This is a genomic window from Allobosea sp. BK604 (assembly GCF_004341515.1).
Lineage (GTDB): Bacteria > Pseudomonadota > Alphaproteobacteria > Rhizobiales > Beijerinckiaceae > Allobosea.
In genome coordinates, this window is the sequence record NZ_SLZF01000002.1 from 705,656 (window position 1) to 729,099 (window position 23,444).

At 66.1% G+C, this 23,444-nt stretch carries 21 protein-coding genes; 12 read left to right on the forward strand and 9 right to left on the reverse strand.

Features of this window, described 5'->3' with window-relative positions:
• Window positions 1-35: 35 nt before the first annotated feature.
• Entirely contained in the window at window positions 36-1,490 is a 1,455-nt protein-coding gene (locus tag EV560_RS08650) for an undecaprenyl-phosphate glucose phosphotransferase (RefSeq protein ID WP_165923385.1), read from the reverse strand.
• Between the two features lie 328 nt (window positions 1,491-1,818).
• Between EV560_RS08650 and EV560_RS08655 the strand changes: the two genes are divergently transcribed.
• Entirely contained in the window at window positions 1,819-2,661 is an 843-nt protein-coding gene (locus EV560_RS08655) for a WecB/TagA/CpsF family glycosyltransferase (protein WP_131855326.1), read from the forward strand.
• Window positions 2,658-3,548, forward strand: a complete 891-nt coding sequence (locus tag EV560_RS08660; protein WP_131855327.1) for a DUF6492 family protein — start codon at window positions 2,658-2,660, stop codon at window positions 3,546-3,548. Before EV560_RS08655 ends, EV560_RS08660 begins: the two co-directional genes overlap by 4 nt.
• A 22-nt stretch (window positions 3,549-3,570) precedes the next feature.
• On the opposite strand, the gene EV560_RS08665 is transcribed toward EV560_RS08660, so the two are convergent.
• Window positions 3,571-4,797: a lipopolysaccharide biosynthesis protein gene (locus EV560_RS08665; protein ID WP_131855328.1), complete on the reverse strand. Its 1,227-nt coding sequence runs from the start codon at window positions 4,795-4,797 to the stop codon at window positions 3,571-3,573.
• A gap of 139 nt (window positions 4,798-4,936) precedes the next feature.
• Here EV560_RS08665 and EV560_RS08670 point away from each other — a divergent pair, with 139 nt between their 5' ends.
• The 4 genes from EV560_RS08670 (at window position 4,937) to EV560_RS08685 (ending at window position 10,527) form a co-directional block, all read left to right on the forward strand.
• On the forward strand, window positions 4,937-5,995 hold the full coding sequence (locus EV560_RS08670; protein WP_131855329.1) for an endo-1,4-beta-xylanase: 1,059 nt from the start codon (window positions 4,937-4,939) through the stop codon (window positions 5,993-5,995).
• 72 nt (window positions 5,996-6,067) lie between these two features.
• On the forward strand, window positions 6,068-8,473 hold the full coding sequence (locus tag EV560_RS08675) for a Wzz/FepE/Etk N-terminal domain-containing protein (RefSeq protein WP_131855330.1): 2,406 nt from the start codon (window positions 6,068-6,070) through the stop codon (window positions 8,471-8,473).
• 217 nt (window positions 8,474-8,690) lie between these two features.
• Window positions 8,691-10,004, forward strand: coding sequence for an O-antigen ligase family protein (locus EV560_RS08680; protein ID WP_131855331.1), 1,314 nt, complete (start codon window positions 8,691-8,693; stop codon window positions 10,002-10,004).
• A gap of 67 nt (window positions 10,005-10,071) precedes the next feature.
• Window positions 10,072-10,527, forward strand: a complete 456-nt coding sequence (locus EV560_RS08685; protein WP_131855332.1) for a hypothetical protein — start codon at window positions 10,072-10,074, stop codon at window positions 10,525-10,527.
• A gap of 139 nt (window positions 10,528-10,666) precedes the next feature.
• On the opposite strand, the gene EV560_RS08690 is transcribed toward EV560_RS08685, so the two are convergent.
• Together EV560_RS08690 and EV560_RS08695 are read right to left on the reverse strand one after the other, a co-directional pair.
• A complete protein-coding gene (locus EV560_RS08690; RefSeq protein WP_165923386.1) occupies window positions 10,667-11,080 on the reverse strand; it encodes a carboxymuconolactone decarboxylase family protein in 414 nt (137 codons plus the stop codon).
• Window positions 11,081-11,187: 107 nt separating this feature from the next.
• A complete protein-coding gene (locus tag EV560_RS08695; RefSeq protein WP_248311944.1) occupies window positions 11,188-12,192 on the reverse strand; it encodes a glycosyltransferase family 2 protein in 1,005 nt (334 codons plus the stop codon).
• A 211-nt stretch (window positions 12,193-12,403) separates the two neighbouring features.
• Between EV560_RS08695 and EV560_RS08700 the strand changes: the two genes are divergently transcribed.
• The gene (locus tag EV560_RS08700; RefSeq protein ID WP_131855335.1) at window positions 12,404-13,576 is read left to right on the forward strand and encodes a glycosyltransferase; all 1,173 of its coding nucleotides are present in this window, start codon (window positions 12,404-12,406) and stop codon (window positions 13,574-13,576) included.
• A gap of 103 nt (window positions 13,577-13,679) precedes the next feature.
• Here EV560_RS08700 and EV560_RS08705 read toward each other — a convergent pair whose 3' ends face one another.
• Window positions 13,680-14,798 (reverse strand): AbrB family transcriptional regulator, encoded by a 1,119-nt coding sequence (locus EV560_RS08705; RefSeq protein ID WP_131855336.1) that lies wholly within the window; start codon window positions 14,796-14,798, stop codon window positions 13,680-13,682.
• 308 nt (window positions 14,799-15,106) lie between these two features.
• Here EV560_RS08705 and EV560_RS08710 point away from each other — a divergent pair, with 308 nt between their 5' ends.
• From EV560_RS08710 to EV560_RS08725, 4 genes are all read left to right on the forward strand, one after another.
• Window positions 15,107-16,198, forward strand: a complete 1,092-nt coding sequence (locus EV560_RS08710; RefSeq protein ID WP_165923387.1) for a DMT family transporter — start codon at window positions 15,107-15,109, stop codon at window positions 16,196-16,198.
• 167 nt (window positions 16,199-16,365) lie between these two features.
• A complete protein-coding gene (locus EV560_RS08715) occupies window positions 16,366-17,697 on the forward strand; it encodes a TackOD1 domain-containing metal-binding protein (RefSeq protein WP_131855338.1) in 1,332 nt (443 codons plus the stop codon).
• The gene (locus tag EV560_RS08720) at window positions 17,694-18,992 is read left to right on the forward strand and encodes a glycosyltransferase family 2 protein (protein ID WP_131855339.1); all 1,299 of its coding nucleotides are present in this window, start codon (window positions 17,694-17,696) and stop codon (window positions 18,990-18,992) included. The genes EV560_RS08715 and EV560_RS08720 overlap by 4 nt, the downstream gene beginning before the upstream one ends.
• A gap of 5 nt (window positions 18,993-18,997) precedes the next feature.
• Window positions 18,998-20,062 (forward strand): HlyD family secretion protein, encoded by a 1,065-nt coding sequence (locus EV560_RS08725; RefSeq protein WP_165923388.1) that lies wholly within the window; start codon window positions 18,998-19,000, stop codon window positions 20,060-20,062.
• Window positions 20,063-20,234: 172 nt separating this feature from the next.
• Here the strand turns inward: EV560_RS08725 and EV560_RS08730 are convergent, their stop codons facing one another.
• Genes EV560_RS08730 through EV560_RS08745 form a run of 4 tightly spaced genes read right to left on the reverse strand, consistent with a single transcriptional unit; the run spans window position 20,235 to window position 22,204 of the window.
• Window positions 20,235-20,876 (reverse strand): glutathione S-transferase family protein, encoded by a 642-nt coding sequence (locus tag EV560_RS08730; protein ID WP_131855341.1) that lies wholly within the window; start codon window positions 20,874-20,876, stop codon window positions 20,235-20,237.
• 15 nt (window positions 20,877-20,891) lie between these two features.
• Entirely contained in the window at window positions 20,892-21,365 is a 474-nt protein-coding gene (locus EV560_RS08735) for an SRPBCC family protein (RefSeq protein ID WP_131855342.1), read from the reverse strand.
• A gap of 12 nt (window positions 21,366-21,377) precedes the next feature.
• The gene (locus EV560_RS08740) at window positions 21,378-21,854 is read right to left on the reverse strand and encodes an SRPBCC family protein (protein ID WP_131855343.1); all 477 of its coding nucleotides are present in this window, start codon (window positions 21,852-21,854) and stop codon (window positions 21,378-21,380) included.
• On the reverse strand, window positions 21,851-22,204 hold the full coding sequence (locus tag EV560_RS08745) for an ArsR/SmtB family transcription factor (RefSeq protein ID WP_131855344.1): 354 nt from the start codon (window positions 22,202-22,204) through the stop codon (window positions 21,851-21,853). The genes EV560_RS08740 and EV560_RS08745 overlap by 4 nt, the downstream gene beginning before the upstream one ends.
• A 184-nt stretch (window positions 22,205-22,388) precedes the next feature.
• Between EV560_RS08745 and EV560_RS08750 the strand changes: the two genes are divergently transcribed.
• Window positions 22,389-23,432 (forward strand): GMP reductase, encoded by a 1,044-nt coding sequence (locus tag EV560_RS08750; RefSeq protein ID WP_131855345.1) that lies wholly within the window; start codon window positions 22,389-22,391, stop codon window positions 23,430-23,432.
• Window positions 23,433-23,444: the final 12 nt, after the last annotated feature.

Genomic DNA, 23,444 nt, shown 5'->3' on the forward strand with positions numbered 1-23,444 from the left:
CCAAAGCCGTATGGGTCTGCGCCCGGCCGGATCGCTCAGAGCGCGTTGCGATAGGCGCGGCGGCTGAACACCGTCCTGAGCAGGATGGCGAGATCGAGCCAGAACGACCAGTTGTCGATGTACCAGTGGTCGTAGGCGACGCGCTTGGCCATCTTGTCGTCCGTATCGGTCTCGCCGCGCAGGCCGTTGACCTGGGCCCAGCCGGTGATGCCGGGCTTGACGTTGTGGCGGCGGGCATAGAGCGCGATCTTGCGCTGGAACTCGTGGTCATGGGCGAGCGCATGCGGCCGCGGCCCGACCAGGGACATCTGGCCGGCGAGCACATTCAGCAATTGCGGCAGCTCGTCGAGATTATAGCGGCGCAGGACATTGCCGACGCGGGTGATGCGCGGATCGTTGCGTGTCGCCTGGCGGATGACGTCGCCATCATCCCTCACCGTCATCGTGCGGAACTTGAAGATGCGGAAAGGCTGCTGGTTGAAGCCGTAGCGGCGCTGCACGAAGAGCGCCGGCCCGGGCGAATCGAGCTTGATCAGCGCCGCGATGATGGCGAGCAGCGGCGACAGCAGCACGAGGGCCGCGATCGACAGACCGGTGTCGAAGATGCGCTTGGCTGCGATCTCGATGGCCGAGAGCGCCGGCCGCGTCAGGCGCAGGCTGGCGAGCGAGCCGATGCGGACGATATGGGGATTGTCGAACCGGTCCATGATCCGCTCCGGCGCGAGATGGATCGCGACCGGCAGGTTCATGAAGGCGTCGATGCAGGCATCGATCGTCTCCTGCTCCGACCAGGGCATGGCGATGAAGACGGCGTCCGGCCGCATCTGGCGGCAGCGCGCGGCCGCCGTGGCGAGATCGGCGGCGAGCGCGGCGGCGGGATCGTTGATGCGGCGCGCGTCGCCGCTGCGCAGGAAGGCGACATCGACGATGGCGAAGCCGATATTCCAGGGCTGGTGGCGCGAGACGAAGGACATCACGTCAGCCTCGCGGCCGATCAGGAAGACGCGCTCGGAGGTGATGCGGCCGGTCTTGCTGGCGATCGAGATGGTGCGGACGATGCCCGAGCGCGCCAACGTGATCAGCGGGATGCCGGTGAGATAGGTCACCAGCACGACCGCGCGGGAATAATGATCGACGATCTTGGCCAGGAAGACGATGGCGATGAAAGCCACCATCGTGATGTTCCAGACCGTGAAGGCCGAGGCGATCTGGCCCTTGGTCGAGAGATAGTTGCTGAGCTGGTAGCGCCCGCGCATCACATTGGTGAACACGAAGATCGCAGTGACCATCATCGCGAGCTCGAGCGAGATCTGCGGGTCGCCGATATGGCCATAGGCCTGGATGTGGTAGGCGACCGAGGCGATGCAGACGATGGCGATGACGACGACCGCGTCCACCAGCGCGGTGACGACGCCGATCCAGTGCCGCCAGGCATTGGCCTTTTCGTCGGCCGCGGTCGCCGCCGCGTAATTCAGGTCGTTGACGCTCATCATCCCAGGCTCTCCCGAGCCGCGCTTGCCCGACGCGGCGCAACGGGCGGCCCGGAACGGAACAGGTTTCGCTGCCGGGACGCCCTCGACGGACGTAGCGGCAAGCGCCGTGCCGCTGCGGCTTGCGCCAAAACGTGCCGACCCCGCGTGATTGCTCCGTGGTTTCAATGATTTCGTCGGGCGCCTCGGCCAGCGTGGGCCGCTCTGACGCAGCGGCGATGTGCCATTCCGGGACGAAGAGGCGTGGCCCGATCGATGCAACGCAGCGGTGCGAAGGCGACGTTCACCCTGTCGAGTGGTTCAACTTGACCGGCGCGGCGGATCGACCATGACGTTGCGACAGGATGCCGGAATAGACGTGACCGTGACGGCCAACATCTCCTTCGACCTGGCGGCGGCCCCGGCGGTGACGCCTCGGCCCGAGAGCGCCAAGCGCGATATCGGCGGCGTCGGCATCGCGGCGCTGACGCGCGAGGAGGCGCTCGCCCTGCTCGGCGATGCGATCGATCGGCGCGACCATGTCAAGCTGGCCTTCTGCAACGCGCATCTTGTCAATCTCGCCGCGGGTGATGCGGAGCTGCAGCGGGTGCTGGCGCGTTTCCTCGTGCTTTCCGACGGAATCGGCGTCGATATCGCCTCGCGCCTGCTCCATGGCGCGTCCTTCCCTGCCAATCTCAACGGCACCGACTTCACCCCGGCGCTGCTTGCGGCCCATGAGCGGCCGCTCAAGGTGATGCTGCTCGGCGGCAGGCCCGGCATCGCCGAGCGCGCTGCGGCACGTCTGGCGCAGGGTTTCGAGCGGCACCGGTTCGAGGTGCTGAGCCACGGCTATTTTTCGCCCGCGGAAGAGGCCGGGCTGCTGGAGCGACTGCGCAAGGCGCGGCCGGATCTGCTGCTCGTCGCCTTCGGCAACCCGCTGCAGGAGCGCTGGATCGCGGAGAAGCTCGACGTGCGGCACGCCAGCATCGCGGCCGGCGTCGGCGCGCTGTTCGATTTCCTGGCGGGCGAGGTGACGCGCGCCCCTGGAGCGATCCGGCAGATGCGGCTGGAATGGCTCTACCGCCTCTGGCTCGAGCCGGCCCGACTCTGGCGCCGCTATGTGCTGGGCAATCCGGCCTTCCTGCTGCGAATGTTGCGCCTCAAGTTTTTCGGGCGCAGACCGGCGCGATGAGCTTCAGTTATGCCATCGCGACGCCGAGCTATGCCGGCGATTACGAACGCTGCCGGCTGCTCTGCGCCAGCATCGACCGCTTTGTCACGGGCCATGCCGTGCATTACCTCCTGGTCGAGGACAGGGATCTCGCGCTATTCAAGCCGCTGGCGGGACCGAAGCGGCGGGTGATCGGCGAGGCGGAACTGCTGCCCGCCTGGCTCAAATCCTGGCCGGATCCACTGACCTTCGGCCGGCGGCGCGTCTGGACCGGCCTGGGTGCGCTCGGCCGCGGTATCCCGCCGCTGCGCGGCTGGCACGCGCAACAATTGCGCAAGCTGGCACTGCCCTTGAAGAGCAGTGAAGACGTCGTGCTCTTTGCCGATTCCGACATGATCTTCCTGCGGCCCTTCGATCTCGGCTGCCTGGATGTCGACGGCAAGGTCCGGCTCTACCGCAAGCCGGACAATATCAAGCCGGGCATGGCGGAGCATGTCGCCTGGTGCGAGGGAGCGGCGCGCGTACTCGGCCTGCCCATGCCGGGCTTTCCGAGCGCCGACTACATCAACAACCTGGTGAGCTGGCGACGAGAGAACGTCGTTTCGATGATGGCGCTGATCGAGCAGCGGACGGGCCGCGACTGGGTCTCCGCCATCGCGGGCCAGCGCCAATTCTCGGAATATATGATCTACGGCTATTATGCCGAGCGCGTGGTCGGGCTCCACAGAGCCGGCCATTGGCCGGATGCCCTCGAGCTCTGCAAGGTCTATTGGGGCGGCGACGCCGAGGGGATCGCGAGCCTGCGCTCCTTCGAGGAGGTGCTCGGCACGGGCCAGGTCGCGGTCGGCGTGCAATCCTTCATCGGCCAGCCGGTCGAGCTGTTGCGAGCGCTGTTCGAGGCGCAGTGACCTGCGACCCTCAAGGGGTCTTTCAGCGCCTGCCGAGCAGCCTGTAGGTCACGGTGGCCGAGAGCACATAGACCGTGCCGAAGACGAGATTGAGCCAGGGTGCCCAGGCATCGCTGGCGCCGAAACGCGTCATCACCCAGGACAGCAGGGCCGCCTTGAGCGCGGTGATGGCGCAGAGCAGCGCAATGCGCGAGCCGGTGCGCTCGCGGGCATAGAGCAGCTCGGCATGGTATTCGACGAGATTGCGGAAGGCCGGCACGAGCAGCATCGGCAGGAAGAGATAGGCGGCTTCCGAGACGTTGCGGCCGAGCGCGCCGGGGAAGGGCATCAGCAGCAGGATGACCGCAACGAGCCCGCCGATCGAGATCGCGGCGATCGCCGCCTCCACCAGAATCCGCCGGCCGACGCCGCCACCCAGCCCGCGCTCCTGCATGATCTTCTGCACCAGCATCTGGTTGAAGCTGCGCACCGGCATGGCAGTGAGATCGATGACGCGCATGGCGATCGCATAGAGCCCGGCGATGCGTTCTCCCGCGAGCGCCAGCATCAGGAGCTTGTCGAGCTCGGCCTGGACATAGAAGATCACCTCCGCCGCGCTGGCGAAGACGGCATCGGCCATGCGGCGCGGATAGAGGGCGCGGACGAAGCGCAGCCGCAGCCGTGGCAGGAACAGCGTCAGCGCGAGCAGCGCCGAGACCATGGTCGTGGCGAGATAGGCGTAGGACCAGGTCTCGAGCGTGGTATGGCCAAGCATGTAGAAGGCGATCGCCGCGAGCGTGCGCAGCGACGAGCCGATGATGACCAGGATGGCGGCCTGCCGGAAGCGGCGGAGCCCGTTATTGATGATGGCGACCAGCTCGACCAGCCGCCAGCCGAAGACCTCGGAGACGATGATCAACGTGAACGGCAGCAGCGCCAGCCGGTCCGCGAAGAGCAGCCAGTAGACCGCCGCCGCCACCAGCACGATCAACGGTACGGATGCCACCGCCAGGCCGAAGAAGCCGGCGAGATAAGCCCCGAGCAGGCGCGGCTTGACTGTGGCGACGCGATAGACCGGCGAGACGAAGCCGAAGGCGAGCAGCCGCGACAGGATGAGCCCGGCAGAGGACGCAGTGGCGAACAGGCCGAATTCGCCCAGGGACAGGGTATTCGCAACGATGAGGAAGTAGACGAGCGAAATGAGGAGCCGGCCGGCCGAGCCGCTCAGGATCGTGAGGTAGGCCGAGATGGTGGCGCGGTCGGGCGACATAGGGTCCGTTGCGAAGACTGGCCCGGCCCATGCCTGTGCCGTGCAGGTATTAGCCCCTCGCTTAGCCCAAAGGCATTGAGCGACCCTAAACGAAACGAAGCCGTGCCGTGTCGCGCTGCGGCTTGAACCGGATCGGGACATGAGCCGCATCACTCGACGGGACGCCCTCGCTGCGGCTGCCGGCCTCGCAGCCGGTCTTGCCACCGGTGCTGCCCGTGCCGGACGCGCGCCCATTCCCTTCGGCTCGGCCGCGCAGATCGAGACTTTTCGCTCCGATCCGCGCTATCGCGAGGCCTTGAGGCGCTATTGCAGCGTCATCGTGCCGATGAACGACCTGAAATGGGAGGCGCTGCGGCATGATCGCAACGGCTTCGATTTCTCCGGCGCCGACGAGTTGGTCGGCTTTGCCCGCCAGAACGGCCAGGCGCTGCGCGGCCACGCCCTGCTCTGGGGCATGGCGTTGCCGCCCTGGGCCAAGGAGATGAGCACGAAGGCCGAGGCCGAGCGCGAGCTGATCCGCCATATCGAGACCGTGGTCGACCGCTACAAGGGCAAGATCGCCACCTGGGACGTGGTCAACGAGGTGATCGCCCACGAGCCGACGCTGGACAATCCCTATCGCGATACGATCTGGCAGCGCCTGCTCGGGCCGGAGCATATCGAGATCGCCTTCAAGACCGCCGCCCGCGTCGATCCCAAGGCGCGGCTGGTCATCAACGACTATGATTTCGAGGATCCCGATCCACGCATCGCGGTGAGGCGGGAGGTCGCGCTGCGCATCATCCGCCGGCTCAAGGACAAGGGCATCCCGGTGCACGGGCTCGGCATGCAGGCGCATCTCTATGGCGAGCGCGCCATCGACAGCCATGGCCTGCAGCAATTCATGCTGGCGCTCGGCAAGCTCGGCGTCGATGTCGAGATCACCGAGCTCGATGTGATCGACTGGAAACTGCCGGCCGATCCTGCGACGCGCGACCGCGCCGCGGCGAGCCTGGTCGCGACCTTCCTGAATGCCGTGGTCTCGGCGCGCCAGCCCAAGGCGATCGTGACCTGGGGCCTGAGCGATCGCTATTCCTGGATCGAGGAGACCTTTCCGCGCCAGGATGGCGCCAAGGCACGTCCCTTGCCTCTCGATACGGAGTATAAACCCAAGCCGATGATGACGGTGCTGGATCGGTACCGGCGTGGCACGGCCTGAGGTGTTTGGTAACTCCCCCTGTGCATTGTGGGGAACTGGCCGTCAGGCTCGGGTCAAGCCGGGGCGCCGAGAGTGAAGCGTAGCGTGATGTTCACCATCGAGAACGCCCCGGGCGAACTCAGCGAGACGAAAGAGCCCGCGGGCAGGCGCGACGCGCAGGCCGTGCCGGAGCCGTCCAAGCTCGCGCTGCTCACCGACCCCGCCTGGCTCTTCGATACGCTCTGGCGGCGCAAGCTCTGGATCGTCGCAGCGGTGCTGCTCGGCGCGGTGCTGGCGGCGCTCGCGAGCCTGATGATCCCGCCGAAATATGTCTCGACGGCGCAGCTCTTCATCGACCCGCGCGATCTGCGCGTGCTTCAGAACGAGGTCTCGCCCAACGCCGTCGGCAGCGACCCGACCTCGATCACCGCCTATCTCGAAAGCCAGGCGCGCATCATCGCCTCCGACAGCATCAAGTCGCGGGTGATCCAGCAGGAAGGGCTCGACAAGGACCCGGAATTCGGCGGCGAGGCGACCAAGACCGGGCTCGCCGCGCTCATCGCCGACCTGCTGCCGAGCAGCGGCGCCCCGCCGCGCGACGGCACGCTCTATGCGCTCTCCGCCCTCGACAAGCTGGTTTCGGTGCGGCGCGGCGAGCGTACCTTCGTCATCGACATCTCCGTGACCTCGCGCGACGCGACCAAGGCGGCGCGCATCGCCAATGCACTGGCCACCGCCTATCTCGAGGACCAGGCTGCGGTACGCGCCGAGGCGGCCAAGCGCGCCACCGAGGCGCTGACGGCACGCCTCGAAGAGCTTCGCAACCGGCTGCGCCTGGCCGAGGACAAGGCCGAGAAATACAAGGAAGCCAATAATATCGTCGGCGCCGGCGGCAAGACGATCGGCGAGGAGCAGCTCGCGCTCAACAATGCCCAGCTCGTCGCGGTGCGAACCCGCGTCACCGAGGCCAAGGCGAAATACGACCAGACGCGCGCGATCAATTCCTCCAGCATCGAGGCCGGAGCCGTGCCCGAGGCCGTCGCCTCCAATACGATGACCGCGCTGCGGGCCCAGCTCGGCGCCGCGCTCGGCAAGGAAGCCGATCTCCTGGCTTCGCTCGGCGCCCGCCATCCGGCGCTCGCCTCGGCGCAGGCGCAGGTGCGCGATGCGCGGCGCCAGATCAACGAGGAACTCGCGCGCATCAACCGCGCCGCCAAGATCGAATATGACCGCGCGGTCGAGGCCGAGAAGCAGATCAGCCGCCGGGTCGAGGAGCTGAAAAGCCAGCAATATGCGGCGAGCCGCGCCTCGGTCGAGCTGCGCGAGCTGGAGCGCGAGGTCGAATCCTCGCGCGTCGTCTATGACGCCTTCCTGCGCCGCGCTCGCGAGACCGGCGAGCTCTCGGGCATCGACACCACCAATGCCCGCATCATCAGCAACGCGATCCCGCCGCTCGAGAAGAGCGGCATCACAAGGCGCACTGTCGTCATGCTCGGCGGCATCGCCGGTGGTGGGCTCGGCGCTCTCGCAGTGATCGGGCTCGCCCTGCTCGGCGCGCGGCCGGCGCCGCCGGCAAACGCCTTCGCCTGGGGCCTCCGCCGCCGGCGCGGCGATAAATCCGAGCCGGATGAGAGTCCCGCCGAGGCTCCCGCACCCGCCTCCCAGACGGCCTCCGTCCCGGCGCCGTTCGTGCCCCCGCAGGCGGCGGCCGCACCCGATTCCATTCCCAAAAAGGCGGGCTGGCGGCGCTTCGCCACGATCCAGGGTGGCCAGGCGGCGCGCATGCCCGACGTCGTGCAGGCGGCGGCTGCGCCCCTGCTCGCGACCTTGCCGGCCGTGCGTCATCGGCGCTGGCGGCGCAATGATGGTGAGCCTCGCTCGGTCTTCCAGCACAAGGCCCATCTCGTCGACGTGATGGACAAGCCGAACGCGGCCTTTGCGAAGGCAGTCCGCAGCGTGCGCAGTGCGCTCGCCAAGGATGGCGCGCAGCGGCGCATCCTTGTGCTCGGCCTGCGTCCCAACGCCGGAACGTCGACGCTGGCGCTGAATCTGGCGCTCGATGCGGCGCTGGAGGGCCTGCCGGCCATGCTGGTCGATGCCGGGCAAGGCGAGAACAACCTGACCCAGGTCTATGCGCCGGAAGCCCAGGCGGGGCTGCACGACATCGTCTCCGGTTCGGCCGGGCTGGTGCGCGTCGCGCTGCAGGACGAAGGCACCGGACTGTTCTTCCTGCCGCGCCGGGGCCGCAGCGACCTCGTCACCGCCCAGCAGATCGGCCGTGATTTCTTTGCGGCGGCCCGCCGCTTCGGCCCGATCGTGGTCGATGGCGGCCCGATCGACGGGGACAGGCTGACCCAGCGTTTTGCCGAGGCGGTCGACGATATCGTGCTGGTCATTCGCGAGGGCGCGACAGGCGCCGGCGATATCGAGACGATCAATGCCGCGCTCGGCCCGAACGCGGCCAAGATCCGCGGCTTCGTCATCAACGAGGCCGGCTAGGTATGGATCGGCCCCCAGCCGAACGGGGCGCGGGGAACCCCTCTCCCGGATGGGAGAGGGGCAGGGGTGAGGGCCCGCCGCTAAACGTCGAGGCTGCGACCAGGCCGCGACACCACTTCCGCCCCTTTGGTTTAGCGGCGGGCCCTCATCCGGCCCTACCGGGCCACCTTCTCCCATCCGGGAGAAGGGAAGAAGGCGGCTCGCCCGTCAGTCGGCCATGAGCGCAACCGATCTTCGCGCAACGGCAAGCGCGCCTTCCACGTCTCAAGCAGCCGACACCACCTACGGCCTCAGCAGCGCCGTCTTCGTCGCCGCCTTCCTGCTGGTCTGGATATCGACCGCGCCGTTCCGCGGCAGCTACGAGGTCGACAACGAGGCGAGCAGCAATATCGTCAACCAGATCAGCTTCTCGCTGATGGCGCTGCTGAGCGTCGGCTGCGCGGTCCTGTCGCCCGGGCGGGTCGCGGCGAAAGCCTATCTGAGGCCGCTCTGGCTCATCTTCTTCGTCTGGATGACGCTGTGCGTGCTGAACTCGCCGCAGCCCGACATCTCGATGCGCGCCTTCCGCTTCACCATGGTCGTCGTCGTGATCGGCGGCGCGATCATGCTGCTGCCGCGGAGCATCGGCCATTTCGCCAGCCTGATCGGCTGGGCGGCGCTGGTGGTGATCCTGGTCTGCTATGCCGGCCTCGTGATCTTCCCCGATATCGCCGTCCATTCCGCCGGCGACGCGCTCGAGCCGGAACATGCCGGCGCCTGGCGCGGATTGTTCGACCACAAGAACATCGCCGGCGCGATGATGGTGATCTTCCTGTTCATCGGCATCTTCGTGGCGCAGATGCGCTCGCTCGCGCTCGGCGGCGCGATCATCCTGCTAGCGGCGATCTTCCTCTATTCGACGGGATCGAAGACCTCGATGGCGCTGGCGCCTTTCCTGGTCGGGATCGGCTTCGCCTGCGCCCGCATCGACAGCATCTTCCTGCGGGCGCTGCTCGCGCTCGGCCCTCTCGCGGTGATGCTGACCGCGACCGTCGGCTCGGTGTTGTTCCAACCCGTCAATGCAATCGTCCAGGCAGTCAGCCCCGGCCAGACCTTCACCGGCCGCACCGAGATCTGGAGCTTTGCGCTCGACCGGCTCTGGGATCGGCAAATTTTCGGCTATGGCTTCGAAGGCTTCTGGGGCAGCGATTTCGTGCGCTATGCCGAGATCAAGGAGAACGAGACCGGCATCGCGCTCGGCATGGTCCATGGCCATAACGGCTATGTCGACCTCGTCGTCGCGCTCGGCATTCCCGGCCTGCTCCTGGCGGTGTTGGTGCTGATCATCCTGCCGCTCAGCGACCACCACCGGGTGATCAAGACCGAAGCCAACAAGGCGCTGGCCGAGCTGTTCTTCCGGATCTGGATGTTCGCGATCTACTCCGCCTGCCTGGAGAGCTTCTTCTTCCGGCGGGCCGACCCGGTCTGGTTCGCGCTGCTGATCGCGGTGCTCGGGCTCAGGCTGGTGTCGAGGTATCGGGTGGCGGCGTAAGGTCGCTCACGACCCGTAGCAGAAGCACCCAGTTCTGGCATCTTGCGGAGTGAGTGTGGAGCGGACATTGGTAGAAATCGACAAAGACACCGCCGTTGCATTCGACTACAGCATCAATCTCGCTCTGAAGTTCCTTTTCATGGCCGGAAACGAATTAAGGGGTCGCGTTGATCCCGAAACCGCCAAGATTTACGATAGAGCGGTTGCGCGTGCTTGTTCGGAGCTTGATACAGAGGTTCTGGCACTGGTCTACCGCGCCCACCCTGACCTGAAACCCGATTTTCTCGGCGGAACACGATCAACGCTGGATTTTGTGCGCCCCGATCTAACTTCCTGTCCAATATCATCGACATTGCTTCAGTTGAATGAGTTCTTTGCCGCTGAATCAGCTCGCAGCAGCGGCGGGACCGAAATTGTGGCGCTCTTCCATTATGTGGGCCTCGAGGCCCCGCCAGAGAGTTCGATGGATCGAGAAGACAGTCTTCGGTGGGAGCTGGCGGAAGAGGTTGAGCGACAAAAATAGATACCTGAACCGCCTCTCACAATCGGGTTGGGTTATCGGTCAGCGAGAATTTCAAGAGTCCGCCTTCGTGGATGAGATCATAGACTTGAACCGTCCCTCCGAATGACCGCTGTCCACCACAACGAGAGTCGTCGGCGCGTTACGCCGGCTCCTCTGCCTTCCCCGCTATCTCCGCACAATGCCGCATCACCTCAGCGCCGGTCGTATTCCAGGTCGTGATGCCGCCGGCCATGATCACCTGCACAAGACCTTCGGCCAGTTCGGGCAAGGTCAGGCCGAGCTTCACCGCGGCTGCGGCGTGGTTCTTCGCGCCGTTGGTCTGGCCGATCAGCGTGTCGAGCAGCGCGAAGACCAGTTCCTTGGTCTTGAGGTCGAGCGCGCCGCCGGCCTCGCTATCCCTCATGATGGCGCTGCGCATCAGCCCGTAGCCGGCGAAGGCGCCGGGCGCATGCTCGGCCAGCAGCTTGAAATTGTCCGGGACGCGCCCGAAGGTGGATTCGAAGCTCGCTATCCCCGCCTGCATCGCGGCTTGCGTGAGATCGTCCTGGGCCATCGGTCGCTGCTCCAAAGTTTTCAGTACAGCAGCGAAGCAAGCCGGAGGCCGCCCGCGCAATCCCCGCGGTCGCCTCGCCGCCATGCGCCAGGCAGGGACGAACCGCCTCAGTTCTTCTCCGGCTTGCGGTATTGCTCGTTCTGGACGCCGAATTCCGAGATCAGGCGGCCGAGCGCGACCTTGGCGTGGTAGAGGCCGATCGTCGCCGAGCGCGTGCGGATGCCCAGCGCCAGCCCGCGCGGGGCTGAGGCCGCCAGCAGCGCTAGACTCTTCGCCAGCACCTTGAGCCGGCCCCTGGGGCTCGGGTCGAGCCGGCGCTCGATCTGGGCGGAGATCGCGCCGTTGCGCAGGCCGCGCGCCAGGATCCAGCCGAATTCGCTGCGGCGCGCCGGCATGGTCTCGCGCATCGCCGCCTCCTGCACCCACCAGAAGCGGAAGCCGGCTGCCCGGGCCCGGCGGAAAAAGTCGCTATCGCCGCCGCCGGTGAAATCGAAGCTTTCGTCGAGGAAGGGGAAACCGAGCCTTTCCAGCACCTCGCGACGGATCAGGTAATTGGCGCTGGAATAGAGGATCGGCACCTCGCCCGAGACGGAATAATGCGAGCGGAAGACCGGATGAGCCGATAGCCAGGCGCGCGTGGCATCCTCGAAACGCGGCGCGACCGAGCCGCCGAAGAGCTGTGCGGGCGCGGATTGCGCAGCGCGCAGGAAGGCGTCGAGCCATTGCGGCTCGGCCTCTTCGTCATCATCGATGCCGAGCACCTGCTTCAGCGCCGGAAGCCTGGTCAACGCACAGCGCCAGGCGGCGTTATAGGCCTTGCAGTTGCCCTGTCGCGGTTCGACGATGACGAAGCCCTTGAACAACCCTGACGCCAGCAGCTCCTGCGCGCGCGCCGCGCCGGCGCGTTCGCTGCCTTCGTTCTCGACGACGATGATCGCGACATCATGGCCGCCTTGCTGCGCCGCCAGTGAGCGCAGGGTCTTTTCCAGCAGGTCCGGGCGCTTGAAGGTCGGGACGCAGATCACGCTCTCGACGGCGCGCAGGGCAGCCTCCGGCGAAGCGGCCAGGATCTCGAAACTCTCGGGCGCGTCGAAGCCGCGGATCGCCGGCACGGGCCCGGCTCCGCTCTGCTGCCTCGACGCTGGCGCTGCTGCTGTCATCGCCGCCACCATGCATCCGCCCGCTTAAGGTTCGGTGAGCGCGTTCGACGAGAGCAGGACGGGCGGCGGCAGAAGCCGTTGAGCATAGTCCGCACAAGGACTTGACCTTCGGCGACCCATACCGCCTCTGCTCTGATCGCTTCATGCGTCAGGTCTTTGCCTCTTGCGTCTCGCCTTCGTCACCTCGCTGATCCCGGTCGCCAGGCCCGATACCGGTTTCGAGATCGCCAATGCGGCGATCCTCGACGCCTTGCGCGCGGCCGGCCATGAGGTCACGGCCTTCGGCTTCCTGCGGCCCGGCGAGACCCCGGCCCTTCCCGAGCAGGCCGTGGTGATCGATGCGGTCGATATCGAGAATGCCGCCGTCCCCGCCAAGCGCAAGCTGCAATGGCTCGCCTCCGCGCTCAGGCACGGTCTCCCGATCGCCAGCGCCAAGCTGCTGATGGCCGGACGCGGGAGATTCGTCGAGGCGATCCGCGCGCGCGGACCGTTCGACGCGCTGATCCTGAATTCGGTGATGCTGCCCGGGGCCTTCCCGGAACTGACCGCGCTCGGCCCCTGCATTCTGGTCGAGCACAATATCGAGCATGTCTCGGCCGAGCAGAATGCCGAACATGCCGGCAATCCGGCGATGCGCTGGCTGTTTTCGCGTGAGGCGCGGCTGCTGGAGCAGGTCGAGCACCGGCTCTGGAGGGAGACGCGCTTCGTCTGGACGCTGGCGGAGGAAGACCGAGTGGCGCTCGGGCCCGAGTACCAGGCCAAATCCGCGGTGCTGCCGCTCGTTTCGGGCGCCCCCCCGCCCGAGACGTCCGCTCCGGCCGGTATTTCGACGGCTTACGACATCGGCCTGATCGGGACCTGGACCTGGGCCCCGAATTTCATCGGGCTCGACTGGTTCCTGCGCGAGGTCTGCCCGTTGCTGCCGGCCGATATCACGGTCGCGGTTGCCGGCAGATTTCCGGGCGAGATGCCGGCTGTGCCGGCGCAGGTGCAGCTCATCGGGCGGGTGCCCGATGCCGACGCCTTCCTGCGTTCCTGCCGGGTTCTGGCGCTGAGCAGCCGGGCCGGGACGGGCGTGCAGCTCAAGACGATCGAGGCGATGCAGCTGGGCTTGCCCGCGGTCGCGACCACGCTCTCCTGCCGCGGCTTCAGCGCGATGCCGGGCAATTTCACTCTGGCCGACAGCCCCGCGGCCTTCGCCGCTGCGCTGGTCGAGCGGGTGCGCGCAGCACGCGCCGGCGACGATCAGCGCCTCGACGGCGCGGCCTTCATGGCGGGCCAGCGCGCTGCGCTCGCGGCCGCCCTGGCAGGCGGGCTCGTAGCGGCGGGAGGCTAGATCATCAGACCGGATATCGCATCCGGTTCGATGATCTAGCTTCTTGTTTTCGCATCGGCTTTCCGAAAACCGCAATCCACTTTTCGGGTCGATGCGCTAGGCGCTATTCGGCGGCGGCCGCTGCCCGGCGCGGTTCGGGGCCTGCGATCAATCCGAAAAGCGGCCCGGCGCCAATCATCACCAGCAGCACGCGCGCGATATGATGGGCCGCCACGAAGGCGACCTCCGTGTGCAACGCCAGCGCGATCAGGCTCATTTCCGTCAACCCGCCCGGCGAATAGGCCAGGACCAGAGCGACGTGGCCGAAGGTCGAGACCTTCGCCACGGCCCAGGCAAAGCCGAAGGTGGCGACGAGCAGGATCACGGTCGACCCCACGGAGAGCAGCAGAATCCGCAGGATGGTCTTCGGCGGCGTGCCGACGAAGCGGCAGCCGATGGTCACACCGAGCACGAGCTGGGCGATGGTGACGATCTCGGAAGGCGGGGCCGCTTCGCTCCAGCCGAAGAGATGCACGAGCGCGCTGATCAGCATGGGGCCGATCAGGTGCTTGGCCGGCAGCCGCAAAAGCTGGCCGGCCATGATCCCGAGGATACCGCAGGCGAGCAGGACAAGTTCGGCCAGCAGCGGGGTCTGCGCGAAGGACGGGCCGGCCGAGCGGTTGACGCTGAGCGAGACACCCTCGATCCACTGCAGGATGAAGGGCAGCGTGATCACCACCAGCAGGATGCGGGCGGAATGGATCAGCGCGATGATGCGGGCATCGCCGCCCTTCTCCTCGCCGATCAGGACCATTTCCATCAAGCCGCCGGGCATGCCCGCGAAGAATGCGGTGATGCGGTCGAAGCCGGCGACGCGCTGGAAATAGCTGACGCAACAGAACCCGCTGACGATCATGAAGACGACAAGGCCGGCGAGCGTCGGCAGCCAGTTCGGCAATTGAGCGACGATATCGGGACGGAAGCCGGCGCCGAGCATGACGCCGATGACCGCGCTCATCGGCGGACGGATGACGCCGGGTGCAGCGATCGGCGCCCGCAGCAGCGCGGCAACGGTGCAGAACACCATCGAGCCGAGCATCCAGGGCAATGGCAGCTTGGCCTGAACGAAGAGCCAGCCGCCAAGGCCGCCGAGACACAGGGCGAGGGCAAAGCGCCGATAGGGGAAGCGCTGGATGCTGAAGGCGCGCAGACCGTTCACCAGATCGGACCACAACTCCCGCATGCCGCGCCCGCACCTCCAGAAGCCACAGAAGCCCGCCCCGCGCCGGCCATGCTCCTGGCTCCTACACGGCTTCGCCGCAGTGGGACAGATGGCCCGGCGAATGTCGGTCCTACCGCGTGGGCGGGGCGGCCGGAATCGGCCGGCGGACGCGCTAGCAAGGCTTGGTTGAGAATGTCTCAACGCGCTTACGGCTCCAGCCACAACCCAGCCATGTGCGCGACCCTCTGGTTGCGAGAGCATGATTCGTCAATGAATTACAGAGATGGGGGATGAGCCGAGCGCCGTCGCGCCGGCCCATGGTTCGGGCAATGAGCGAAGATCGGTTGGCCGGGCGGCAGAGCCGCCTGGATTTCGATGACGGCGACAGCCCGGCACTGGGCTATGCCGGGTCCGGCGACGACCCCGACCCATTCCCCGCCATAGCAGCCGAAGACGCCGCTCCGATCGTGCTGGCCGCGATCCCGGGCGTGGTCGAGCCCGGCCCTTCGAGCTGGTTCGCCGCGCGCAAGCACCGCCTCAAGCGCTGGTGGCGCGGCGCCACGCCGAACCTGCGCGGCTCGATCTACATGGTCTCGTCGTTCCTGGTCTACGCGGTGATGACCGGGCTGTTCAAATATCTCGGCCCGGTGATCCCGCTGGTCGAGATCCTGATGATCCGCCAGATCGTGATGAGCCTGATCATCATCGCCTTCGCGGCGCATGAGCTGCCGGCGATGATCCGCACGACACGGCCCGGACTGCAGGTCTTTCGCGGCCTCGTCACGCTCGCCTCGATGCTCTGCGGCTTCAGCGCGGTGATCTATATCCCGCTGGCACAGGCCACCGCGATCGGCTTCAGCCAGGTGCTGTTCGTCACCATCGCCGCCGTGCTGGTGCTGAAGGAGGCGGTCGACGGCGCGCGCTGGGTCGCGACGATCATCGGCTTCGTCGGCGTCATCATCATGCTCAACCCTTCGAGCCACGGGCTGGAGTTCTATGCGCTGATGTCGGTGGGCGGGGCGCTGTTCGGCGCCTGCGTCACCGTGAGCGTGCGGATGCTGGCGACGAGCGAGCGCACCGACACGATCCTGATCTGGCAGGGCATCGTGCTGATCGCAGTGCTGGCGCTGCCGACCTGGTGGCTCTGGGTCTGGCCGACGCCGGAGCAATGGCTCTGGCTGATCGTGCTCAGCGTCTTCGGCACGGCCGGGCAATGGCTGCTGACGCGGGCCTATCAGGTCGGCGAGGCCTCGGCGCTGGCGCCGCTCGACTTCAGCCGGCTGCTGCTGGCGAGCTTCACCGGCTTCGTCTTCTTCGCCGAGATCCCGGCACTGCCGACCTGGCTCGGCGCCGCGATCGTCATCAGCGCGACGCTCTACACGATGCGCCGGAATGCGAAGCCGCTGATCCCGGCGGCCTGAGCGCAGGGCGCGTAGCAGGCCACACGCACAAGATGAGCAAGCGCTGGGCGCGCACGCCAGGCGCAGTCGGGATCGCAGCTCGCACAATATAGCCAGTATCATTGCGGAGTAACCCGAGAGAAACGTCGCGCCCCCCGAGACGGCCACTATGATGTGCCGGGTAACGAGTGACCGCCCGTCTCATGGAGTTCCACATGCTCGTCGGGCTGAGTCATGTCTCGTTGGCTTCGGCGCAGGAAGAATGGTGCTTCCTGGCATATCCCAGGCTGCCGGACGGATACCGCTTTCCGCCCGGCTGGCGACTTGCCGAGCCGGGCGACCCGATCGATGCGGTGGTTCTCACGACCGCGGTGCCGGACTACGCGCTGAAGATCGTCCTGAAGAATATCGGCGACCCGCTCGTCCCCGTCGTCAGCCTCGTCGCCGACATCCGGCAATGCGTCGATGCCTCCGCGGCGGGCGAGCAATCAGCCTGGATGCGGGCGCGCGCCATCCAGGCAAGGCTGCGCGAGCTGCCATTCCCCATTCGCAACAGCCTGCAGCCGGAGGACATGCTGCTGGCGCGGATTTACTCGCGCGACCAGGGGCTGGCCGCGAGCTATGATTCATCCGCTCGCGATCTGGTGCGCTACCCTGTCGCCGGGCCGCTGGACGACGTGGCGGAGATCGCGACCGGGCTCGTCGGCAAAGGCTACCTGACCCGACAGTTCTTCGATCGCATCCATTGCTGTCCGCAATGCCGCTCCGGCCATCTGTCGGTACGCGAGGAATGCCGCTCCTGCCGCTCGACCAATATCCGCGAGGAAGTCGTCATCCACCATTTCCGCTGCGCCCATGAAGCGCCGGAATCGCAGTTTCGGACCGGAACCGGCTTTGAATGCCCGAAATGCGCGCGGCCGCTGCGGCATATCGGCCTCGACTACGACAAGCCCGGCTCGGTGACACGCTGCGAGGAATGCGGCGGGATCGGCGACAAGCCGGTCGTCGGCTTCAAATGCATCGACTGCGACGCCCATCACACGGCCGATCAGGTGCCGGTCAAGACCTGGTATTCCTACAACCTGACATCTTCGGGCGCGAACCGGCTCCTGCGTGGCGAGCCGATATCGCCCCATGCCTCGGGCGACGGTCCCGACCGCTTCCGCATCCTGCTCGAGCATACCCAGCGCGAGCAACGGGAGTTCGGCGTCCCCTATCAGGTCGCCAGCATCAGCTTCACGCAGCGCGGCGCGATCGAGGCGCAGAATGTCCGGCTCTGGGAGCAGAGCCTGCTGCTGATGAGCGATGCCCTGCACAGCGCGCTTCGCGAGGTCGATGCTGTGCAGGAACGGCCCGACGGCTTCCTCGTGCTGATGCCGCGGACCGATCCTGACGGCGCGAAGCGCGCCATGGACCTGATCGTCGGCCGCATGAAGGCGATCCTGAAGATCGATCCCGGCTTGCAGTGCGTGCTCCTCAACGACGCGACGGTCCGAGAACTCCGCGACCAGGCAGCATGACCATGGTCGAGCTCGACACGCCCCTGATCATGCTCGGGCAACTCGACTGGCTGAACTGGCTGGCGATGTTCTGGTTCATGATCATCCTGGAGATCCCACGCTACACGCTCTCTGGACTCGCGGTCCTCCTCTCCAGCCTGAAGCGCAGATCCTCCCCGACGACGGCCGAGCGCCAAGCGCTGGACCGGCTCACGATCAGCGTCGTGATCGCCGGGCATAACGAGGCCGACGCCATCGAGAAATGCCTGAGATCCCTCAGGGAGCAGACGCGCAAGATCGACGAGATCATCTTCATCGACGATGGCTCGACCGACGGGATGCGGGAGATGATCAACCGCTACTGCCAATCCGGGCAGATCGACATCGCCCTGTCGAACCAGGTCCGCAGCGGCAAGTCGGCCTCGTGCAATTTCGGCTTCACCCTCGCGAAGGGCGACATCATCGTCAATCTGGACGCAGATTGTTCCTATGATTGCGACGCGATCGAAAAGCTGATCGAGCCGTTCACGGACCCGCTGGTGGGCGCGACGACCGGAGCGCTCGGTGTTCGCAACTACGGATACTCGGCGGTCACGTCCTATCAGGCGATCGAGTACATCACGGCGATCGCCATGGGCAAACGCGCGCTCGACATGCTCGACCTGGTGGTCTGCGCCTCCGGCGCCTTCGGCGCCTTTCGCCGGGAGGCGATCAACCAGGTCGGCCTGCTCGCCCCGGGGCCCGGCGAGGATTTCGACCTGACGCTGCGCCTGCGCCGCAGCGGCTGGAAGGTCAGGTTCGCCGGCGATTCCTGGTGCTTCACCGATACGCCCGCGACGTTCAAGGCAATCATCCGGCAGCGCCGGCGCTGGGACCGCGACACGACCCGCACCCGGATGCGCAAGTTCCGCGACGCGCTCCATCCCGGCCGCCGGAGATTCAGCCTGCTCGAGACATTCGAGCAGGTCGAATGGCTGGTCATGAACCTGCTCGTGACCTTGGTGTTTCCGATCTATGTCGCCTATCTCTTCCTGCTCTTCGGTAATGAGGCCATTTATATCCTGCTGTCCGTTGCCGTCGCTTACTTCATCCTCGATATTGCCGGCTTCTCGATGGCACTCGCGATCTGCCGGCGCTACGATTCCAAGATGATCGTGAGAATTTTTCCGTACCTTCTCACGTACGGACTGTATAACGGCGTGTTCATGCGCTGCGTCCGCCTCTACGCCTATTTCGAGGAATGGGTACACCGGGCCTCGACGCGCGACTCCTACTCGCCGTCACGCGTCTCGCGCCAAGCCCACTATATACGGTGACGGCCATGATTACCGAGCTGCGAGAGCATACGCGCGCCGACAAGTTCCTGAACGACGTCCGGGAAAACCAGAAGGCCCGCCGCAACTATGGGCGTTACTTCTATCTGCTGTCGGTGATCTGCGTCTTCGCCTATCTGGGCAATATCTTCCTGGGGCATCTCGTCTGGCTCAGGGCCGAAGGGCTGATCCTGGCCGACCGGGTCGTCGTGGCTTCGCCCTATGCCGTCCAGGTCACAAAGGTGCTGGTGCGGCCGGGACAGCAGGTCAAGCGCGGCGAGGTCCTGGCTATGGTCAGCTCCCCGCAGATCATGGAGTCCATGGCGACGCTCACCTCGAAGGCGGCCGAGACCACTGCCCGGCAGGCCGAACTCGCGATCAAGCTCGAGGTCGCCAACGCCGTCCTGAAGACGGCGGACGAGCGGCTCAAGGAAACCGAGGCGCAACTGCGCAAGGTCAATACGTCCCGCGCAGCCCTGGGTTTCGTGTCCGATGCCTTCGCGGCGAATGTGCAGAAGGACCGCTACTTCGCCATGCAGGAAAAGGTCTCGCGCGAGGCCGAACGCCGCGGAACCATTCAACAGCTCGCGCAGTTGGACGTCTCGCTGGAGGAAGCCAGGACGGCTCTGCAGCAGCTGCGGCTCAGCTACAATAATGGCGCCATCGAAGCGCCGTCCGACGGAACGATCGGCTCCAAGACTGCCATTCAGGGCGATGTCCTGAGGCCTGGCGACAACCTGATGGAGCTCTATGTCGGGAGCAAATACGCCCTCGTCTACCTGGAAACAGGGACGCTCTACGATGTCAGCATTGGCGACAAGGTGAGGGTTGCTGACGGCTTCAAGCAGACGATGGGCACGGTCACCGAGATCCAGCCCCTCACCGTGCCGTTGCCTGCCGAATTCCAGCGGGCATTCCGTCCGCCGAGCCGCGGTCAGGTGGCGAAGATCGAGCTCGAATCCGAGGCGATCTTTCCGATGGCGTCAAAGGTCGCGGTCTCCGGACAGTCGTGGTTGAGCGAGTTCGTCCCTGCCGATTTCCTCCAGGCCCATCCGCTGCTTCGCGGCATGTGAGGCCGATCTGCTCATCGATAGAGAACGCGAGGCCCGATCAGATCGCCGCGTGATCAGATCGGCGCGTGCCCTAGAGCATTTCCGCGTTTCTCCGAATCGCGAAAATTCTCTAACGTTTTGTTTTAACGCATTTTCTTCACGCGAACCGGTATCCACTTCGCTCGAAAATGCTCTAGCCCGGAAAGAGGTGGCGGTACGGCTCCGCCTCCTCGACCGCCCGCGCGAAGGAGGGGCGCTGCAGCAGCCGCTCGAAATAGGCGGCGATGGCGGGATGGCTGTCGCGGAACGGCACCACGCGATCGGCATAGTAGAGCGCCGGCGCGGCGGCGCAGTCGGCCAGGCTGAAGGCCTCGCCCATCGCCCAGGTCCGTCCGGCCATGTCGCGCTCGAGCATGTCGTAGGACGTGCGCAGGCGCGCCTTCGCCCGCTCGACGCCGAACGGGTCGCGGCTCTCGAGCGGTCTCAGCCTGTCGCCGACCAGGGCCTGCATCGGCTCCTGGATGTAGAGATCGAAGAAGCGGTCGCGCAGCCGCGTCTCCAGGGCGCGCTCGGCATCCTCGGGGATCAGCCGGGCCGGGCCCGGATGGTGCCGGTCGAGATGCTCGATGATGATGCTGGATTCCGGCACGATGCGCTCGCCATCGCGCAGCACCGGGAATTTGCCGACAGGCCAGAGCTTCAGAAATTCGGCGCGCCGCTCGGGGTTGCCGAGGTCGACGAGCTCAGGCGTGAACGGTGCCCCGTTCTCATAGAGCGCCACCAGCACCTTCTGGCAGTAGGAGGAGAGCGGGTGATAGTAGAGCGTCAACGACATGGTCGGCCTCGTCTCTCAGGCAGTGGCGGTTTGGCGCTGCAGTTCGCAGGCGAGATTTTCCAGGCCGGCACGCGTGCCGATCTCGCGCTCTTCGGGACGGTCGTAACCATCGAGGAAGGCGGCCTGCTCGGTGAAGACGAGCCTGGTGCCATCGCCTTCGGCGCGGAATTCGACCGTCGCGAGCGAAACCGAGATGCGGCGCGTGTCGAGTTGCATCTGGTAGGCGTAGATGATGCGCTCGCCGGGGACGATGTCCTGATAGATCGCGTCGTAGATATGGTCGACGCCGTCGGTATCGCGCGTCGAAAGATGCTCGCGGCCGCCGACCCTGAAGTCGAATTCGTAGGGCCCCGGCATCCAATCGCCGTGGCAGGCGAACCAGCGCTGCTTGGCCTCGGGCTTCGCCCAGGCCGCGAAGACGCGGGCGACCGATGCCTCATAGCGACGCTCGATCGTGAAGGTGGCGTGGGTCACCCTGCGCTCGGTCATCTCCGGATCTCCTCAGGCAGCGGCCTGCTGGCGGCCGAGATGGTTGCCCAGCTTCTCGAGCATCTCGTTCCAGCCGGCCTCGTGGTTCTCCGGCAGGTCATGGCCGTCGAGGAAAGCGCTCTGCTCGGTCATGACGAGGCGGCAGCCGCCATTGCCGGCGGGCTGGAACTCGACCGTCATCAACCCGGCCGAGAAGCGCTTGCCGGCGCTGGTCATCGCACCGGCCGAGACGATGCGCGCATCGGGAACGATATCGAGATAGGTCGTGTCGTTGAGATAGGTCTCGCCGCCCGGCGGACCGAAATAGCTGCGGTCATTGCCGCCGACGCGGAAGTCGAAGCATTCATAGCCGGAGACCCAGTCGTCGCCGGGCAGTGCCCAGCTCAACAACGCCTCCTTGTTCGACCAAGCTGCGAAGACGCGCTTCGGTGACGCCGGATAGGTGCGTTCGACGACGATGGTGGCGTGGAGGACGGAATAGTCGCTCACGTCTCAGATCCTTCCTTCGGTTCTTCGGGATTCTCAGCGAGATAGGCCGCCAGCCGGTCGAAGCGCTTCTCCCAGAGGGCGCGGCGCTCGCTGATCCAGCGCTCGGCGGCGCGCAAAGCCTGGGTGTCGACCTGGCAGGTGCGCACCCGCCCCTGCTTCTGCGAGCGGACGAGCCCGCTCTCCTCGAGCACGGCGAGATGCTGGACCACGGCCGAAAGCGTCATCGCCAAAGGCGCGGCCAGTTCGCTCACGCTCGCCGGCCCGTCGCAAAGACGCTCGATCATCAGCCGGCGGGTCGGATCCGCCAGGGCCTGGAACATCAGATCGAGCTGGGCTGGTTGGTGAAGCATGCACTTAAGTATCGCCGCCGGCCATGCCTGTCCAGGAATATTTTAGCAACCGCTAAAGTGTTGGGCGGAACAGGTTCGCGCCCGGCGCATTGCCTCCGAAGGGCGCGACCGGCTATGAATCCCGGCACGCCTCCCGACGTGCTCCCGATCACCAGTATTTGAGCAGCCCAGAGGCTTTTCCACCATGCGCATCGAGAACGATCCCAAGCTCGACTTCCGGGATGTCCTGATCCGGCCCAAGCGCTCGACCCTGGGCAGCCGCGCCCATGTCGACGTCAACCGCAGCTTCCGCTTCGCCCATACCGGGCAGGACTGGACCGGCTTCCCGCTGATCGCGGCCAATATGGACGTGGTCGGTACGATGGCGATGGCGCGCGCGCTGCTGAAGCATGGCGCGATGGTGGCGCTGCACAAGCACTATGATGCCGAGGCCCTGGTCTCCTTCTTCAAGGAGAAGGAATCGGTCAACGCCTTCTATTCGCTGGGCACGACCGAGACCGACCACGAGAAGCTGAAATTCGTCCACTCGCAGGTGCCGATCGGCAAGATCTGCCTCGATGTCGCCAATGGCTACACCGAGAAATTCGTGGATACGGTCAAGGCGACGCGCGAGGCCTTCCCGGATGCCGCGATCATGGCCGGCAATGTCGTGACCGGGGACATGACCGAGGCGCTGCTGCTCGCCGGCGCCGATGTCGTCAAGGTCGGGATCGGGCCGGGCTCGGTCTGCACCACCCGCAAGATGACCGGCGTCGGCTATCCGCAGCTCTCGGCGATCATCGAATGCGCCGATGCCGCGCATGGGCTGAAGGGCCTCGTCTGCGGCGACGGCGGCTGTACCGTGCCGGGCGATCTCGCCAAGGCCTATGGCGGCGGGGCCGATTTCGTCATGCTGGGCGGCATGCTCGCCGGCCATGACGAATGCGAGGGCGAGATCCGCTACGAAGAGCATGATGGCGAGAAGGTACCGGTCGGCATGACCTTCTACGGCATGTCCTCGGATACCGCGATGAAGCGCTATTCCGGCGGCGTCGCCAAGTACCGGGCCTCCGAGGGCAAGACGGTCGAAGTGCCCTATCGCGGTCCGGTCGAGGACACGATGCAGGAATTGATGGGCGGCGTGCGCTCGGCCATGACCTATATCGGCGCTGTCAGGCTGAAGGAGATGGCGAAGCGCACCACCTTCATCATGGTCGGCAGCCAGCTCAACACGGTGTTCGGGAACTGAGGGGGCGGCCCG

What these genes read in the sequence shown, in the direction of transcription:
- EV560_RS08730 (WP_131855341.1), bottom strand. Translation starts at nt 20,876, where the DNA reads ATGTCGTTGACGCTCTACTATCACCCGCTCTCCTCCTACTGCCAGAAG.
- EV560_RS08670 (WP_131855329.1), top strand. Translation starts at nt 4,937, where the DNA reads ATGAGCCGCATCACTCGACGGGACGCCCTCGCTGCGGCTGCCGGCCTC.
- EV560_RS08735 (WP_131855342.1), bottom strand. Translation starts at nt 21,365, where the DNA reads ATGACCGAGCGCAGGGTGACCCACGCCACCTTCACGATCGAGCGTCGC.
- EV560_RS08660 (WP_131855327.1), top strand. Translation starts at nt 2,658, where the DNA reads ATGAGCTTCAGTTATGCCATCGCGACGCCGAGCTATGCCGGCGATTAC.
- EV560_RS08725 (WP_165923388.1), top strand. Translation starts at nt 18,998, where the DNA reads ATGATTACCGAGCTGCGAGAGCATACGCGCGCCGACAAGTTCCTGAAC.
- EV560_RS08750 (WP_131855345.1), top strand. Translation starts at nt 22,389, where the DNA reads ATGCGCATCGAGAACGATCCCAAGCTCGACTTCCGGGATGTCCTGATC.
- EV560_RS08680 (WP_131855331.1), top strand. Translation starts at nt 8,691, where the DNA reads ATGAGCGCAACCGATCTTCGCGCAACGGCAAGCGCGCCTTCCACGTCT.
- EV560_RS08655 (WP_131855326.1), top strand. Translation starts at nt 1,819, where the DNA reads ATGACGTTGCGACAGGATGCCGGAATAGACGTGACCGTGACGGCCAAC.
- EV560_RS08690 (WP_165923386.1), bottom strand. Translation starts at nt 11,080, where the DNA reads ATGGCCCAGGACGATCTCACGCAAGCCGCGATGCAGGCGGGGATAGCG.
- EV560_RS08705 (WP_131855336.1), bottom strand. Translation starts at nt 14,798, where the DNA reads ATGCGGGAGTTGTGGTCCGATCTGGTGAACGGTCTGCGCGCCTTCAGC.
- EV560_RS08745 (WP_131855344.1), bottom strand. Translation starts at nt 22,204, where the DNA reads ATGCTTCACCAACCAGCCCAGCTCGATCTGATGTTCCAGGCCCTGGCG.
- EV560_RS08710 (WP_165923387.1), top strand. Translation starts at nt 15,107, where the DNA reads ATGAGCGAAGATCGGTTGGCCGGGCGGCAGAGCCGCCTGGATTTCGAT.
- EV560_RS08720 (WP_131855339.1), top strand. Translation starts at nt 17,694, where the DNA reads ATGACCATGGTCGAGCTCGACACGCCCCTGATCATGCTCGGGCAACTC.
- EV560_RS08665 (WP_131855328.1), bottom strand. Translation starts at nt 4,797, where the DNA reads ATGTCGCCCGACCGCGCCACCATCTCGGCCTACCTCACGATCCTGAGC.
- EV560_RS08650 (WP_165923385.1), bottom strand. Translation starts at nt 1,490, where the DNA reads ATGAGCGTCAACGACCTGAATTACGCGGCGGCGACCGCGGCCGACGAA.